Source organism: Bacillus sp. SSR7, assembly GCF_055902415.1.
In genome coordinates, this window is the sequence record NZ_JBVVXV010000012.1 from 40458 (window position 1) to 53581 (window position 13124).

The 13124-nt window shown below is 36.3% G+C and carries 17 protein-coding genes; 8 read left to right on the forward strand and 9 right to left on the reverse strand.

The annotated features are described in order from the left end of the window. Window positions 1-8 precede the first annotated feature (8 nt). Window positions 9-680 (forward strand): DUF4386 domain-containing protein, encoded by a 672-nt coding sequence (locus AC0NJG_RS19445; RefSeq protein WP_087951691.1) that lies wholly within the window; start codon window positions 9-11, stop codon window positions 678-680. On the opposite strand, the gene AC0NJG_RS19450 is transcribed toward AC0NJG_RS19445, so the two are convergent. Together AC0NJG_RS19450 and AC0NJG_RS19455 are read right to left on the reverse strand one after the other, a co-directional pair. Beyond that, on the reverse strand, window positions 670-1245 hold the full coding sequence (locus AC0NJG_RS19450; RefSeq protein ID WP_087951690.1) for a Crp/Fnr family transcriptional regulator: 576 nt from the start codon (window positions 1243-1245) through the stop codon (window positions 670-672). The two genes, AC0NJG_RS19445 and AC0NJG_RS19450, sit on opposite strands and share 11 nt — an antisense overlap. A 76-nt stretch (window positions 1246-1321) precedes the next feature. After that, complete coding sequence (locus tag AC0NJG_RS19455) at window positions 1322-2233, reverse strand: DMT family transporter (protein WP_087951689.1); 912 nt, start codon at window positions 2231-2233, stop codon at window positions 1322-1324. 203 nt (window positions 2234-2436) lie between these two features. Between AC0NJG_RS19455 and AC0NJG_RS19460 the strand changes: the two genes are divergently transcribed. The 6 genes from AC0NJG_RS19460 (at window position 2437) to exsF (ending at window position 7650) form a co-directional block, all read left to right on the forward strand. Next, a complete protein-coding gene (locus AC0NJG_RS19460) occupies window positions 2437-3168 on the forward strand; it encodes an alpha/beta hydrolase (protein WP_087951688.1) in 732 nt (243 codons plus the stop codon). Between the two features lie 92 nt (window positions 3169-3260). Next, window positions 3261-3779, forward strand: a complete 519-nt coding sequence (locus AC0NJG_RS19465; protein WP_000765878.1) for a YjcG family protein — start codon at window positions 3261-3263, stop codon at window positions 3777-3779. 1 nt (window position 3780) lies between these two features. Continuing rightward, window positions 3781-4203: a GNAT family N-acetyltransferase gene (locus AC0NJG_RS19470; RefSeq protein ID WP_087951687.1), complete on the forward strand. Its 423-nt coding sequence runs from the start codon at window positions 3781-3783 to the stop codon at window positions 4201-4203. Between the two features lie 99 nt (window positions 4204-4302). Then, complete coding sequence (locus AC0NJG_RS19475) at window positions 4303-6369, forward strand: ATP-dependent helicase (RefSeq protein WP_087951686.1); 2067 nt, start codon at window positions 4303-4305, stop codon at window positions 6367-6369. 142 nt (window positions 6370-6511) lie between these two features. Beyond that, window positions 6512-6979 (forward strand): spore coat protein CotY, encoded by a 468-nt coding sequence (gene cotY / locus AC0NJG_RS19480; RefSeq protein ID WP_001277715.1) that lies wholly within the window; start codon window positions 6512-6514, stop codon window positions 6977-6979. A gap of 167 nt (window positions 6980-7146) precedes the next feature. Beyond that, window positions 7147-7650, forward strand: a complete 504-nt coding sequence (exsF, locus tag AC0NJG_RS19485) for an exosporium protein ExsF (protein WP_000492932.1) — start codon at window positions 7147-7149, stop codon at window positions 7648-7650. Window positions 7651-7726: 76 nt separating this feature from the next. On the opposite strand, the gene AC0NJG_RS19490 is transcribed toward exsF, so the two are convergent. Both AC0NJG_RS19490 and AC0NJG_RS19495 read right to left on the reverse strand, forming a co-directional pair. After that, entirely contained in the window at window positions 7727-7912 is a 186-nt protein-coding gene (locus AC0NJG_RS19490; RefSeq protein WP_087951684.1) for a cytochrome C oxidase subunit III, read from the reverse strand. A gap of 101 nt (window positions 7913-8013) precedes the next feature. Continuing rightward, window positions 8014-8373 carry a DUF1360 domain-containing protein gene (locus tag AC0NJG_RS19495; protein ID WP_087951683.1) on the reverse strand — a complete coding sequence of 120 codons (360 nt, stop codon included), beginning with the start codon at window positions 8371-8373 and terminating at the stop codon, window positions 8014-8016. Between the two features lie 125 nt (window positions 8374-8498). On the opposite strand from AC0NJG_RS19495, the gene exsY reads away from it, so the two are divergent. Beyond that, window positions 8499-8957: an exosporium assembly protein ExsY gene (gene exsY / locus AC0NJG_RS19500; protein ID WP_001277726.1), complete on the forward strand. Its 459-nt coding sequence runs from the start codon at window positions 8499-8501 to the stop codon at window positions 8955-8957. Between the two features lie 60 nt (window positions 8958-9017). On the opposite strand, the gene AC0NJG_RS19505 is transcribed toward exsY, so the two are convergent. The 5 genes from AC0NJG_RS19505 to rfbC all read right to left on the reverse strand — a co-directional run bounded on the left by AC0NJG_RS19505 (window position 9018) and on the right by rfbC (window position 13119). Beyond that, window positions 9018-9551 (reverse strand): spore coat CotO family protein, encoded by a 534-nt coding sequence (locus AC0NJG_RS19505; protein WP_087951682.1) that lies wholly within the window; start codon window positions 9549-9551, stop codon window positions 9018-9020. A gap of 294 nt (window positions 9552-9845) precedes the next feature. Then, window positions 9846-10616: an enoyl-ACP reductase FabI gene (gene fabI, locus AC0NJG_RS19510; RefSeq protein ID WP_000421885.1), complete on the reverse strand. Its 771-nt coding sequence runs from the start codon at window positions 10614-10616 to the stop codon at window positions 9846-9848. A gap of 107 nt (window positions 10617-10723) precedes the next feature. Next, window positions 10724-11578 carry a dTDP-4-dehydrorhamnose reductase gene (gene rfbD / locus AC0NJG_RS19515; protein ID WP_087951681.1) on the reverse strand — a complete coding sequence of 285 codons (855 nt, stop codon included), beginning with the start codon at window positions 11576-11578 and terminating at the stop codon, window positions 10724-10726. Window positions 11579-11589: 11 nt separating this feature from the next. Beyond that, the gene (gene rfbB / locus AC0NJG_RS19520) at window positions 11590-12558 is read right to left on the reverse strand and encodes a dTDP-glucose 4,6-dehydratase (protein ID WP_088327846.1); all 969 of its coding nucleotides are present in this window, start codon (window positions 12556-12558) and stop codon (window positions 11590-11592) included. Between the two features lie 15 nt (window positions 12559-12573). Continuing rightward, window positions 12574-13119: a dTDP-4-dehydrorhamnose 3,5-epimerase gene (gene rfbC / locus AC0NJG_RS19525; protein WP_087951679.1), complete on the reverse strand. Its 546-nt coding sequence runs from the start codon at window positions 13117-13119 to the stop codon at window positions 12574-12576. Between the last annotated feature and the right edge of the window lie 5 nt (window positions 13120-13124).

Genomic DNA, 13124 nt, shown 5'->3' on the forward strand with positions numbered 1-13124 from the left:
GACGTATTATGACTGAACGAAAGTATGCATTACTTGCTGGCTCTTCTCTTCTTGTTATGGCATTCATTGCATTTTTTTCTTACGGTTTTGTTCATGGAAATCTCGTTGTACAAGAAAACGCGAGCGTGACATTCCATAATATCCAAACTTCAAATTCACTTTTCAAAGCGGAAATCTTCGGTTGGATTATCATTTTCATTACTGATATTGTCGCCGCGTGGGCTCTTTATTTCTTTCTAAAACCAATTCATACTAGCCTCTCATTACTAGCTGCCTTGCTTCGTCTTATGTATACAGCAATACTTGGAATCGCCATATTCAATTTAATATTGGCATTGCTACTTTCAAAAAGTATGATTGCGAATCCAGAAACATATGTGATGTTGTCTCTCAGTGCATTCGAATACATTTGGTCTGTAGGGTTAATCATTTTCGGCTTACATCTTTTCGTTTTAGGTTATGTAGCTTTTCTATGTAAACATATACCGAAATGTATTAGTATACTACTATTCTTGGCTTCTATCGGTTATATCGTAATTCACGTCATAAATACAATGTTTTCACAATATGATGCGATGATTTCCATTCTTAATGTTGTCTTTCAACTACCGATGATCGCAGGTGAACTCGGATTTAGTATATGGCTATTGATTAAAGGTGGAAAAAACACTACTGTTTGAGTCGTTTCTTAATTCTGCTTAATGATTCTGGCGTAATACCTAGATAACTTGCCAATTGATATTGAGGAACACGATTGATTAAATGCGGTCGTTTTTGTAATAATGATTTGTAACGCTCTTCTGGTGTCGATGCAATGAATAATGAAAGTTCTTCTTGTACCTCACCGAAATTGTATTCAATCATTTGGCGTGTCATTTCTTCTAATTGTGAATATTTCTTATACATGTCCTTTTCACTGTGCAGGTCGCCAACTACAACTAGACAATCTTCTAAACACGTTAACGTATGCGGGGATGCTTTATCTTGTTTATGGTGATTAAAATTTACGATTGCTTGTTCTTCTGTATAGAAATTTGATGTAACCTCTTTCCCTGTTTCATCTATACAATGTTGCCTAATACATCCCTGTAATACAAAATAACATTTCGAAGGGACATCTCCTTGCCTTAAGAGCACTGTTCCTTTTTTATATTCTCCAATTTGTAATTCACTGAGAATCATGTGCTGCTCTTCTTCACTTAGTGTTGTAAGGTTCTGCATATACTTCTTTAATATTTCTTCCATTTCCCTCCCCCTTCCTCCCCTATATTTCTGTAAAACAAAAAGAGAAGTATTACAACTTCTCTTTTCCCCTCTAACATTATAATTCCTGTGTATAAGCCGGCTCATTTACTACATTTTTTGCTGTTCGTTTTTGTTGCTGTAGTAAGAAAACAGATACACCAAACAATACGAGCATGCTACCGATCATTTGCATAGCATTTAGTCTTTCACCGAGTAAGAAGAACGCTAGTATAGATGCTCCAACGGGTTCTCCTAAAATACTCATCGAAATTGTTGTTGCATTTACGTAGTTTAATAACCAATTATTAATGACGTGTGACACTGTCGGCACGACCGCAAGTAAAAGAAAAACGGTCCAATCCCACTTTGTATAACCCGTAAAAGGCACTTGCAACACTATATTATAAATCCCCATAAAAATACCTGCGAATGCAAAAACGGTAAAGCTGTAAATCCAGTGTGATACTTTCTTTACTGTCGTTTGGCCGATAAATAAATAACCGACAACTGCTATTACACTTAAAAAGGATAATATATCGCCATAAATTGCTTGTTCACTTAGTCCTAAATCTCCCCAACCAATACACACTACACCTAATATCGCAATTCCCATTGTCGCAATGGCTGAGTATGTTGTTCTTTCTTTAAATAAGAAAAAACCTCCAACTAAAGATACGATTGGTTGAAGCGCTAAAATAATTGTCGAACTCGCAACTGTTGTATGCTTTAAAGATTCAAACCATAAAAGAAAATGAAGTGCTAAAAAGAAACCAGATCCGATTAAAAATCCCCAATCTTTTATTTGAATCTTACTAAACTCTTCCCGTTTTTTCCAAACAATAGGCAGCATAAGAAGTACGATAATCCATAATCGATACATACTTAATATGGAAGATGGTGCCGAGGACATCTTTACAAAAACTGCTGCGAATGAAATGGCTATAATGGAAATAGCTAATGGTAGCGCGATTGATCTTTCTTGTTTCAAATTCCGTCTCCCCTCTCACCTGTCAAAAATCCCACTTCATTATATCCGTTTTCTTCCCTAACTTAAATACTAATTTTTTAGATTCTTCGTACCATTATGGTAAAATAGAAACGAAAGCACCTATTAGTGAATATTTCTTTCTTTTTCACTACAAGCGTCGCTCTTACAATCATTACAGTAAATTTTTATTTAGGGGGATCTACATGAATCAAACAATTGGGAGAATTGAAGAGATTTCATTTTATAGTGCATCACTTCAAGAAGATGTTACACTTCTCGTTTACTTACCAGTAAATTACACACCGCTGCACAAACATACAGTAGTCATTGCACAAGATGGCAGAGATTATTTTCAGCTTGGTAAAGCACACCGTGTAATTGAGCGCCTTCGTGAAACTGAAGAAATTGACCGTACAATTATTGTCGGTATTCCATATAAAAATGTACACGATCGTAAAGAAAAATATTTCCCAAGCGAAGTTAAAAACGCTGCTTATATTCGTTTCCTTGCTCATGAACTTGCGCCATATATCGATGAAAATTATCCAACGTACCAAATGGGAAAAGGTCGTGTGTTAATTGGTGATTCACTTGGCGGAACGGTTTCCTTTATGACCGCACTGATGTATCCGCATACATTCGGTAAAGTCGTTATGCAATCACCATTTGTGGATGAAACAGTAATGAACTTAGCAAAAGACTTCAAAAATCCGGAGGCGCTAGAGCTTTATCACGTTATTGGGACAGAAGAAACGGCTGTAAAGCGTACTGATGGACAAGTATCTGATTTCGTAGGGCCGAACCGTGAACTGAATACGCTTCTGACAGATAGAAATTTCATCACGCATTACGAGGAGTTTGAAGGTAATCATACGTGGAAATATTGGCAAACTGATTTACCGAAAGCTTTATCTCATATGCTATCAATGAAATAATAGAGAGCAGTATTCAGAATAATTTGATATAATAGATTAAGAGAGTTATTTTCTCAAAATCTAACTAGACTTACAAAGGGAGGAATTGGAACATGAAATTAGGCATTGTAATTTTTCCATCTAAAATGATTCAAGATAAAGCGAACGGATTGCGTAAACGTTATGATCCACACTACGCATTAGTTCCGCCACATATTACATTGAAAACACCCTTTGAGACGCAAGACGAACAATTAGAATCGATTGTAAACGAGTTACATACAATCGCAAGTAAAACGAACCCTTTTACCCTTCACGTTGGAAAAGTTGGTTCATTCGCACCTGTTAATAATGTTCTTTATTTTAAAGTAGAAAAAACACCAGAACTTACTTTCTTAAATGAGGAAATGCACAGCGGGTTCTTTACACAAGAACGCGAATACGCTTTCGTACCTCATTTAACAATCGGACAAGGCTTATCTGATGCAGAGCATGCTGATGTACTAGGTCGATTACGTATGAAAGATTTCTATTATGAACAACCAATTGACCGCTTCCACCTTCTATATCAATTAGAAAACGGAACATGGACTGTACACGAAACATTCCGCCTTGGAAAGGGGAACAACTAATTTGCATGCACAGATCGTACAAACGGACGAACAACTAAGAGATGCATTCTCTGTACGTAAGCAAGTATTTGTAAATGAACAGCAAGTTTCTGCCAAAGAAGAGTATGATGAGTTTGAAGAAACTTCCATACACGTCGTTATATATGATAATGATGTTCCCGTTGGTGCTGGGCGTTTTCGCACCATTGATGGGATTGGAAAAATGGAACGCATTTGCGTACTAGCTTCCCATCGTAAAAAAGGAATTGGAAAAATTGTTATGGATGCACTTGAAGCATATGCGAAGGAAAACTCGCTACAAAAATTGAAGTTGCATGCTCAAACACATGCTGAAGATTTCTATAAGAAACTTGGATATGTAACGAGTTCTGATGTATTCATGGAAGCAAATATTCCTCACGTCGTTATGATAAAAGAATTGTAATTTGAAAACAGGAGGTATCCCCTCCTGTTTTTTACATTGCTATTTTCTTTTTCTTCCGCTAAAGTTAAATGTTGATGCTATAGTTTTGAAGGTGAATGTATGACACAAGAAAAATTTTCACAAAAATCATTAACGCACGCTGATATTCCGCGTGCAACATATCATATTCCGAAAACATCTACCCATTTAATTATGGAAGAAGATGCAGATGCGGCGTATTTCCGCGCTCTCGAACAACAAAATGTATTTTTAAACGAAAAACAATTAGAGGCCGTTCGAACGACAGAAGGTCCTGTTCTTACATTAGCTGGTGCCGGAAGCGGGAAAACATCTGTTTTAACAACTCGCGTAGGTTATTTAGTAAATGTGAAACAAGTTCATCCGCGAAATATTTTATTGCTTACATTTACACAAAAAGCGGCTGAAGAAATCCGAAATCGTGTAGCGAATTTACCAGGTATGAATCATGCCGCAAGTAGCTACGTTGTTGCTGGTACGTTCCACTCTGTCTTTTTAAAATTACTTCGTAGTCAAGGATATAATCAACAAATTTTAGCAAACGAAAAACATAAACAAATTATGATAAAGAAAATTTTAAAAGAATTACGTTTAAAAGACGATTATGATGCTGAAACGATGCTCGCGATGATTTCACTTGAGAAAAACAAATTGAATCGTCCGAAAGATGTAAAAGCAAAAACACCCGTTGAACAAGAATTTAAAGAAGTATACGAGCGTTTTGAAGAAGTGAAACAACGATATAATTATATTGATTTCGATGACATCTTATTAGAAACATATTATATGTTAGAAAATAACGCTCCTTTGCTTACCCAATTACAACAACGTTTCCACTATATTGAAGTAGATGAGTTCCAAGATACATCGTATGCTCAATATGAAATTGTAAAATTGTTAGCTTCGCCAAGAAATAATTTATTTATCGCAGGTGATGACGATCAGGCGATATACGGTTGGCGAGGGGCAAGTCACCAAATTATTTTATCTTTTCCAAAAGAATTTGATAACACTACAATTATCGCCCTTAATACGAATTATCGATCCAATCCTTTTATCGTCGGACTTGGAAATGAAGTGATCAAACTAAATCAAGAACGGTTTGATAAAGAGCTATATTCTGTTCGTGAAGAAGGCGTACAACCTTTTTACGCAAGACCGGCTACAACTCTTGATGAAGCAAATCAAATTTTGCAGCTCATTCAAGAAAAGGTTGATAGCGGTGAACGAAGCTATAAAGATTTTTGTTTGCTGTATCGTACACATTCTGTAAGCCGTTCGTTACTTGATCAGCTTACCATTCATAAAATCCCATTTATTAAGCACGGTGCGAGTCAGTCATTTTATGAACATTCGTTAATTAAGCCTGTATTGGATCATTTACGACTAGTAATTGAACCATTTCGATTAGAATCACTTTCAAACATATTGCCAACGATGTATATCGGACGTGATGATTGTATTTCATTTATTGAACGTGAACAATGGAAATATGGGGAAGGTCGTTTCCCTTCTCTTCTTCATTTCTTATTATTAAATCCGAGCTTAAAACCTTTTCAAGTGAAAAAGGTAAATGAGCGTATCGATTTTATTAAATTTATAAAAGAATTAGAACCGAAAAAAGCATTAAAAGAAATTATTCATGGTAAAGGAAAGTATTTAGAGTACTTACAAAGTAACGATCGTTCTTCCTTTACGATGCATAAAGATATACAAGAAGAAATGTTAGAAGAATTAATGGAGTCTGCTACTCGTTTCACCGACATTCCAGCTTATTTACAATTTATTGATGAAGCAATTCAAGGGCAAAAAGAAATGGAAGCATTAAAAACAATGCCACAAAAAGATGCTGTTTCGCTTATGTCTATTCATAACGCAAAAGGCCTTGAATTTCCATGTGTCTTTTTACTCGGGGCGAGCGATGGTATTCTGCCTCATACTTCTTCTTTAAAAGATGCAAATGATCGTGTTACAGAGACTTCTGAAGCTTTAGAAGAAGAACGCCGACTACTTTATGTCGCAATTACACGTGCGAAAGAAGAATTGTATATTTCCTCTCCGCAATTTTTTAGAGGAAAAAAATTAGATATATCTCGCTTTTTGTATACTGTGCGAAAAGATTTACCTGAAAAGACATCCACGAAATAAGGATGTCTTTTTTTATATTGCAATATGTACATCCCTCCTATATAAATTCCCTCTTTTTATCATAAGAATTAACGTAATATCAACCATATCCCACTCATATTGTAATAGTGTATGTCAGAACTCACGAGAAGGAGTGAACATAATGAGCTGCAATTGTAACGAAGATCATCAACATGATTTTGATTTCAACTGTGTATCTAATGTCGTTCGTTTTATACATGAACTACAAGAATGTGCAACAACAACATGCGGATCTGGTTGTGAAGTCCCATTTTTAGGAGCACATAATAGCGCATCAGTAGCAAATACACGTCCTTTTATTTTATACACAAAAGCCGGAACACCATTTGAAGCATTCGCGCCATCTGCAAGCCTTTCTAGCTGCCAATCTCCAATTTTCCGTGTCGAGAGTATAGATGATGATGATTGCGCTGTATTGCGTGTATTAACTGTAGTATTAGGTGATACTTCTCCTGTGCCACCTGGTGACGATCCAATCTGTACGTTTTTGGCTGTACCAAATGCAAGATTAATATCGACCAACACTTGTCTTACTGTTGATTTAAGTTGCTTCTGCGCTATTCAATGCTTACGTGATGTTACGATTTAAAACTAAATAATGAGTTAAGCATGGATTGGGTGGCAGAATTATCTGCCACCCAATCCATGCTTAACGAGTATTATTATGTAAATTTCTTAAAATTGGGAACTTGTCTAGAACATAGAACCTGTCCCTTTCATTAACTGAAAGTAGAAACAGATAAAGGAGTGAAAAACATGTTCTCTTCTGATTGCGAATTTACAAAAATCGATTGTGAGGCGAAACCAGCTAGTACACTACCTGCCTTCGGTTTTGCTTTCAACGCGTCTGCACCTCAGTTCGCTTCATTATTTACACCACTACTATTACCTAGCGTAAGTCCAAACCCAAATATTCCTGTTCCTGTAATAAATGATACAGTAAGTGTCGGAGATGGCATTCGAATTCTACGAGCTGGTATTTATCAAATCAGTTATACATTAACAATTAGTCTTGATAATGTACCTACTGCACCAGAGGCTGGTCGTTTCTTCTTATCATTAGGTACACCGGCTAACATTATTCCTGGATCAGGTACAGCGGTTCGTTCTAACGTTATTGGTACTGGTGAAGTAGACGTATCCAGTGGTGTTATTCTTATTAACTTAAACCCTGGTGACTTAATTCAAATTGTACCAGTTGAGTTAATTGGAACTGTAGACATCCGTGCTGCAGCATTAACAGTTTCACAAATTGGTTAGTAAAAAGCGGTATTTCTTCATTGAAATACCGCTTTTTATATGTATAATAAAAAACACTCACAGTAGCATGAGTGTTTCATTCTTCATAGTGTTTTATTGTATTCTTCTTTTTCCCACAATTGCATCCTTTTTTCTTCACAAATCCTTGTTGTTGCAATTGTTCTTGATATGCCTGTTGTTGTGCATGGTGCTGTTGCTGTATGTTATACCATTGCTGCAGGTCATATGAATTTCGCCTTGGATTATTGCTCACAGCAAACATCTCCTCTACTGTCAATTCTGTCTATTTACTATATGAACAACTCTTTATTTCCGTTCCCTCATTCTTTTAAACTCCGCTTTTTCTCGTATTATGAAAATATATTATTCTCCCATAAAGTATCCTGTAATCGTTTCAATGATTGCTGCTGCTCCTGCAATAGCTAATAACGCAAGTAACGGTTCTGCAACGATAGGGATCCAATTATATAACACTAATAAAAAAGCACTAACCCATACACCTGTACACCAATAACAGCTTAATAATTCGCCAATCCACTTTCTTAATCCTTTACCTTTTACTTTTGTAAAAGTTGATACACTTCCATCCGGCTCTTTAATCTCTAATTCGTCAATAAACGGTCTTCGCAAAAAAGCTGTAATTTTATCATAAACAATTAAACGGGTGAGCCTAAAAGCCGCTAACGCGAAAATAAAAAATAAAAGCCAACTTGTAAACAGCATGATTCCACCTTCCCTTATCTTCTTTCGCCTATTTAAAAAAAAAGGTCTTGAGATTGTGACCAAATCTCCTCGACTCCAATATCTTATTAATGTAAATACAAACAAGAAGATAAGGAGTGACATTAATGAGTTGTAACGAAAATAAACACCATGGCTCTTCTCATTGTGTAGTTGACGTTGTAAAATTCATCAATGAATTACAAGATTGTTCTACAACAACGTGTGGATCTGGTTGTGAAATCCCATTTTTAGGGGCACACAATAGTGCTTCAGTAGCAAATACACGTCCTTTTATTTTATACACAAAAGCTGGAACAGCATTTGAAGCATTTGCACCATCTGCAAGCCTTGTTAGCTGCCAATCTCCAATTTTCCGTGTGGAAAGTGTAGATGATGATAGCTGTGCTGTGCTACGTGTATTAACTGTTGTATTAGGTGACGGTTCTCCTGTACCGCCTGGTGATAATCCAATTTGTACGTTTTTAGCTGTACCAAATGCAAGATTAGTATCGACTAACACTTGCCTTACTGTTGATTTAAGCTGTTTCTGTGCTATCCAGTGCTTACGCGACGTTTCTATCTAATAAGTGAAGTAAACTAAAAAACTATTGGGGTGGTAGAAGATTTCTACCACCTTTACATATTTAAAAGCCAGCCATACTAATTGATTGGATATCATCTATAGACAACTTAATATCTCGCATGCTATTTGGTGGCATAATCGCTACAATTCCATTACGATACGATATGATTGATCCAACATATGAGACTGTAGCTGTTTTTATTCTGCACCTTACTTTCGGAATATAATGAGGGCGATTTAATAAAAAATGAATTCTCTCTTCGTTATTCATATCCTTAAATGATTTATTATATGGAACAGTTCTCACTGGCTCTTGCTGTTCTTGTACTCGTTCCTCTTCTTCTATTTTCCCTTCCACTTGCTGCTCCTCTTGTTGTTCCTGTTCTTGTTCTATGACCTCTTCCACAGCACTACTTACAACATTTTCGTTTCTATTACTTTCCTCTCTTCGATCCTCATTTTCAAAGTTTGTTAAGATAATTCTTTTTATTTTCGGTGCAGCAAGTTCCAAACTTACTTGCGCAATATATAACAACGGTTTTCCAACTGTTGAACTTTTATTTTTATTCTTCACACTCGTCCCTCCCACTTCCATACGTAGCTGGATAAAGTGAAACTTTAATCAGTGGGGGGGTTCTTCATCCCCCACTGATTATTAGCCCTAACCAATCGGACTTTTATGGGCAGTTGATCCCCCACCTAACTTCTTTGCTTTCGCTGAATTTTGAGGTGGGGGTCTTACTGCCCATTAAAGTCGGATAAATCGTGTACTACTATAGTTATATTCATCACATGGTAAGAACTTTCGTTAAAAATCGTTCTTTCGAAGAACAAATAAAAAGGACAATCTCTACATGTTGAGATTGTCCTTTAACATTTAATATTATAATTATCCTAGGATATGATACCCTGAATCAACGTGAATGTTTTCTCCTGTTACGCCGCGTGCTAAATCACTGAATAAGAATACTGCCGTATCCCCAACTTCTTCTGGAGTTGTTGTACGACGAAGTGGTGCGCGCTCCTCAATTTCTCTTAAGATTGAGTTAAAGTCGCCTACACCTTTTGCAGATAACGTACGAATTGGACCTGCTGAAATAGCGTTAACGCGAATGCCATGTTGACCTAAATCGTTCGCTAAATATTTCACGCTCGCTTCTAATGAAGCTTTTGCAACGCCCATAACGTTATAGTTTTTCACAACGCGCTCGCCGCCAAGATATGTTAACGTTAAAATATTTCCGCCTTCTGTCATTACTTTCTTCGCTTCTCTTGCTACAGCTGTTAAGGAGAATGCACTAATATTTTGTGCAAGTAAAAATCCGTCGCGAGAAGTATCTACAAATTCACCTTTTAAGTCGTCACGATTTGCAAAAGCAATACAGTGTGCAACACCGTGAATTGTACCAACTTCTTGCTTGATTGTTTCAAAACAAGCGGTAAGTTCTTCATCATTTGTTACATCACAAGGTAATACAAGTGATTCTTGTCCTTCTAATGTATCCGCTAATTCACGAACGTTTCTCTCCAAACGTTCTCCTGCATATGTGAAGATTAATTTTGCACCTGCATTATGCAAAGAGCGAGCAATTCCCCATGCAATACTTCTTTGGTTCGCAACGCCCATAACAACAAATGTTTTCCCTTGTAATAGTTCCATGATATATCCTCCCAGAAATACTTATACTTGTTATTAGTACCTGATACTATAATTATAGTATCATAAAACCTCTTAAAGGCAAACAAAAAAGTCATTAACTTAAAATGTTAATGACTTTTTGTTTCTATAAAAAAACGCTCTAACCCTTCTTCCCAGGAAGGCATTTGTAAAAAACCATTTAATCGTAGCATATTATGTTGGAAAATAGAATATTTTGGTCTCGCTGCCGCCGCTCCAAATTCTTCAGTTGAAACCGGTAATACATCCACTTTCATATTTGCATACGAAAATATTTTCTTTGCAAATTCAAACCAAGAACATGATCCTCTATTGGATACGTGATACGTACCGTATAAAGAAGTATGAATGAGCTTATTAATCATTACATTTAAATCCGCCACATACGTAGGAGAACCGATTTGATCCACTACAACAGATACTTCTTCTCTTTCTTTCCCTAATCGCATCATCGTTTTCACAAAATTATTTCCATACTTACCATATAACCACGATGTACGAACGATAAAGTATTTATTATGTAACTCTTTGACGAACTGCTCTCCCGCATATTTAGAAGCCCCATATATATTTATCGGCGCCGGATTATGAAATTCATCGTACCCTTCCGGTCTATCACCTTGAAATACATAATCCGTACTAATATAAACTAACTTCGCCCCCACTAATTGTGAGGCAACTGCTACATTTCGAGCCCCTATTGCATTTATTCTAAAAGCAAGATCTCGTTCTTTCTCAGCTTGATCAACCTTCGTATACGCTGCACAATGAATAATGATATGTGGCCTTATTTCTTGTACTACTTGCTGCACTTTGGATATATTTGTTATATCTAGTAACTTTTTATCAAATGGATATATGTCATATTCTTCAGGATTTAACTCTTCTTGTAGTTGCTTTCCCAATTGACCATTTGCTCCTGTTATGATAATCCGTTCTCTCATTTATATGCCCCTTACTTTTTTAATGGTTTCCACCATTCCTCATTCTTCTCATACCATTGCACCGTTTCTTGTAACCCTTGCTCAAACGTATACTTCGGTTCCCAATCAAATTCATTCTTCATTTTCTCTGCATCAATCGCATAACGGCGGTCGTGTCCTAAACGGTCTGTCACATATTCAATATCCTTTTCCGTTTTTCCTAAGAGAGTAATAATTTGTTCCACAACATCTATATTTGTTTTTTCATTATTTCCACCTATATTATATACTTCTCCTATACGTCCCTTATGCAAAACAACATCAATCGCACTGCAATGATCCGTTACATGTAGCCAATCTCTTACATTTAATCCATCTCCATATAACGGTAATTTTTTTCCTTCGAGCGCATTCGTAACCATTAACGGAATTAATTTTTCAGGATATTGATACGGTCCATAGTTATTGGAACAACGCGTTACGATAACTGGTAATTGATATGTTTTATAATAAGATAAAGCTATCATATCGGCGCTCGCTTTGCTTGAAGAATATGGACTATTTGGAGCTAACGGGGTTTCCTCGGTAAATCGCCCTGTTTTTCCTAAAGATCCATACACCTCATCCGTTGATACTTGCACGAGTTTAATATGCGGATATTTTTTTACTAATTCTAATAAGGTGACTGTCCCAATTACATTTGTATCATAAAAAGGGATCGGATTTTCAATACTACGGTCCACATGTGATTCAGCTGCGAAATTGACAATGACTTGCACATCACGTTCCTGAATAACATGCTCCAGCAGCTCTCCATTTTGAATTTCCCCTTTTACAAAAGAGTAATTCGGGTGATTTTGAAGAGACTTCACATTATTTAAATTCCCGCTATATGTTAATGCATCGAAATTAATAATTTTATATGTTTCATAGCTTTGTAACATATAATGCACAAAATTACTTCCAATAAATCCAGCTCCACCTGTTACTAATATATTCATAAACAACTCTCCTACTCAAAAACTATCTTCACATTCCTGGAGTGATGGTAATATTCGATCTTTGTCAGACAAAATAGGACTTGTTACCGGCCATGGAATTGCTAATTCTTTATCACCCCAAAGCACCCCTGAATCATGATCAGCACTATAATACTCATCTACTTTATACATAACAATCGTATGCGGAACAAGTGTACAAAAACCGTGCGCAAATCCTTTTGGTACTAATAATTGCCGATGATTATCTGCACTTAAAATATATCCTCTCCACTGCCTAAACGTTGGAGAATCTTTTCGCAAATCGACGATAACGTCATAGATTGCTCCTTGCATAACTTGAATAAGTTTCGTTTGTGCTTTCGGATTTTTTTGAAAGTGTAATCCCCGAATCGTTCCCGCTTCCGCTGAATATGAAACATTATCCTGTACAAATGAATACGTAATCCCTAATGTTTCTAACACCTTCTTATTATAACTTTCAGTAAAAAAGCCACGCCCATCTCCAAATAACCTCGGTTCTAACAATTTTGCGTCAGTAAAGTTTGTTTCTATAACTTTCATATTCT

Coding starts and splice junctions, on each gene's coding strand:
- AC0NJG_RS19505 (WP_087951682.1), bottom strand. CDS start 9,551: ATGGAAGTGGGAGGGACGAGTGTGAAGAATAAAAATAAAAGTTCAACA.
- AC0NJG_RS19450 (WP_087951690.1), bottom strand. CDS start 1,245: ATGGAAGAAATATTAAAGAAGTATATGCAGAACCTTACAACACTAAGT.
- AC0NJG_RS19465 (WP_000765878.1), top strand. CDS start 3,261: ATGAAATTAGGCATTGTAATTTTTCCATCTAAAATGATTCAAGATAAA.
- AC0NJG_RS19490 (WP_087951684.1), bottom strand. CDS start 7,912: ATGTTTGCTGTGAGCAATAATCCAAGGCGAAATTCATATGACCTGCAG.
- rfbC (WP_087951679.1), bottom strand. CDS start 13,119: ATGAAAGTTATAGAAACAAACTTTACTGACGCAAAATTGTTAGAACCG.
- AC0NJG_RS19460 (WP_087951688.1), top strand. CDS start 2,437: ATGAATCAAACAATTGGGAGAATTGAAGAGATTTCATTTTATAGTGCA.
- exsF (WP_000492932.1), top strand. CDS start 7,147: ATGTTCTCTTCTGATTGCGAATTTACAAAAATCGATTGTGAGGCGAAA.
- cotY (WP_001277715.1), top strand. CDS start 6,512: ATGAGCTGCAATTGTAACGAAGATCATCAACATGATTTTGATTTCAAC.
- rfbB (WP_088327846.1), bottom strand. CDS start 12,558: ATGAATATATTAGTAACAGGTGGAGCTGGATTTATTGGAAGTAATTTT.
- exsY (WP_001277726.1), top strand. CDS start 8,499: ATGAGTTGTAACGAAAATAAACACCATGGCTCTTCTCATTGTGTAGTT.
- AC0NJG_RS19445 (WP_087951691.1), top strand. CDS start 9: ATGACTGAACGAAAGTATGCATTACTTGCTGGCTCTTCTCTTCTTGTT.
- rfbD (WP_087951681.1), bottom strand. CDS start 11,578: ATGAGAGAACGGATTATCATAACAGGAGCAAATGGTCAATTGGGAAAG.
- fabI (WP_000421885.1), bottom strand. CDS start 10,616: ATGGAACTATTACAAGGGAAAACATTTGTTGTTATGGGCGTTGCGAAC.
- AC0NJG_RS19475 (WP_087951686.1), top strand. CDS start 4,303: ATGACACAAGAAAAATTTTCACAAAAATCATTAACGCACGCTGATATT.
- AC0NJG_RS19495 (WP_087951683.1), bottom strand. CDS start 8,373: ATGCTGTTTACAAGTTGGCTTTTATTTTTTATTTTCGCGTTAGCGGCT.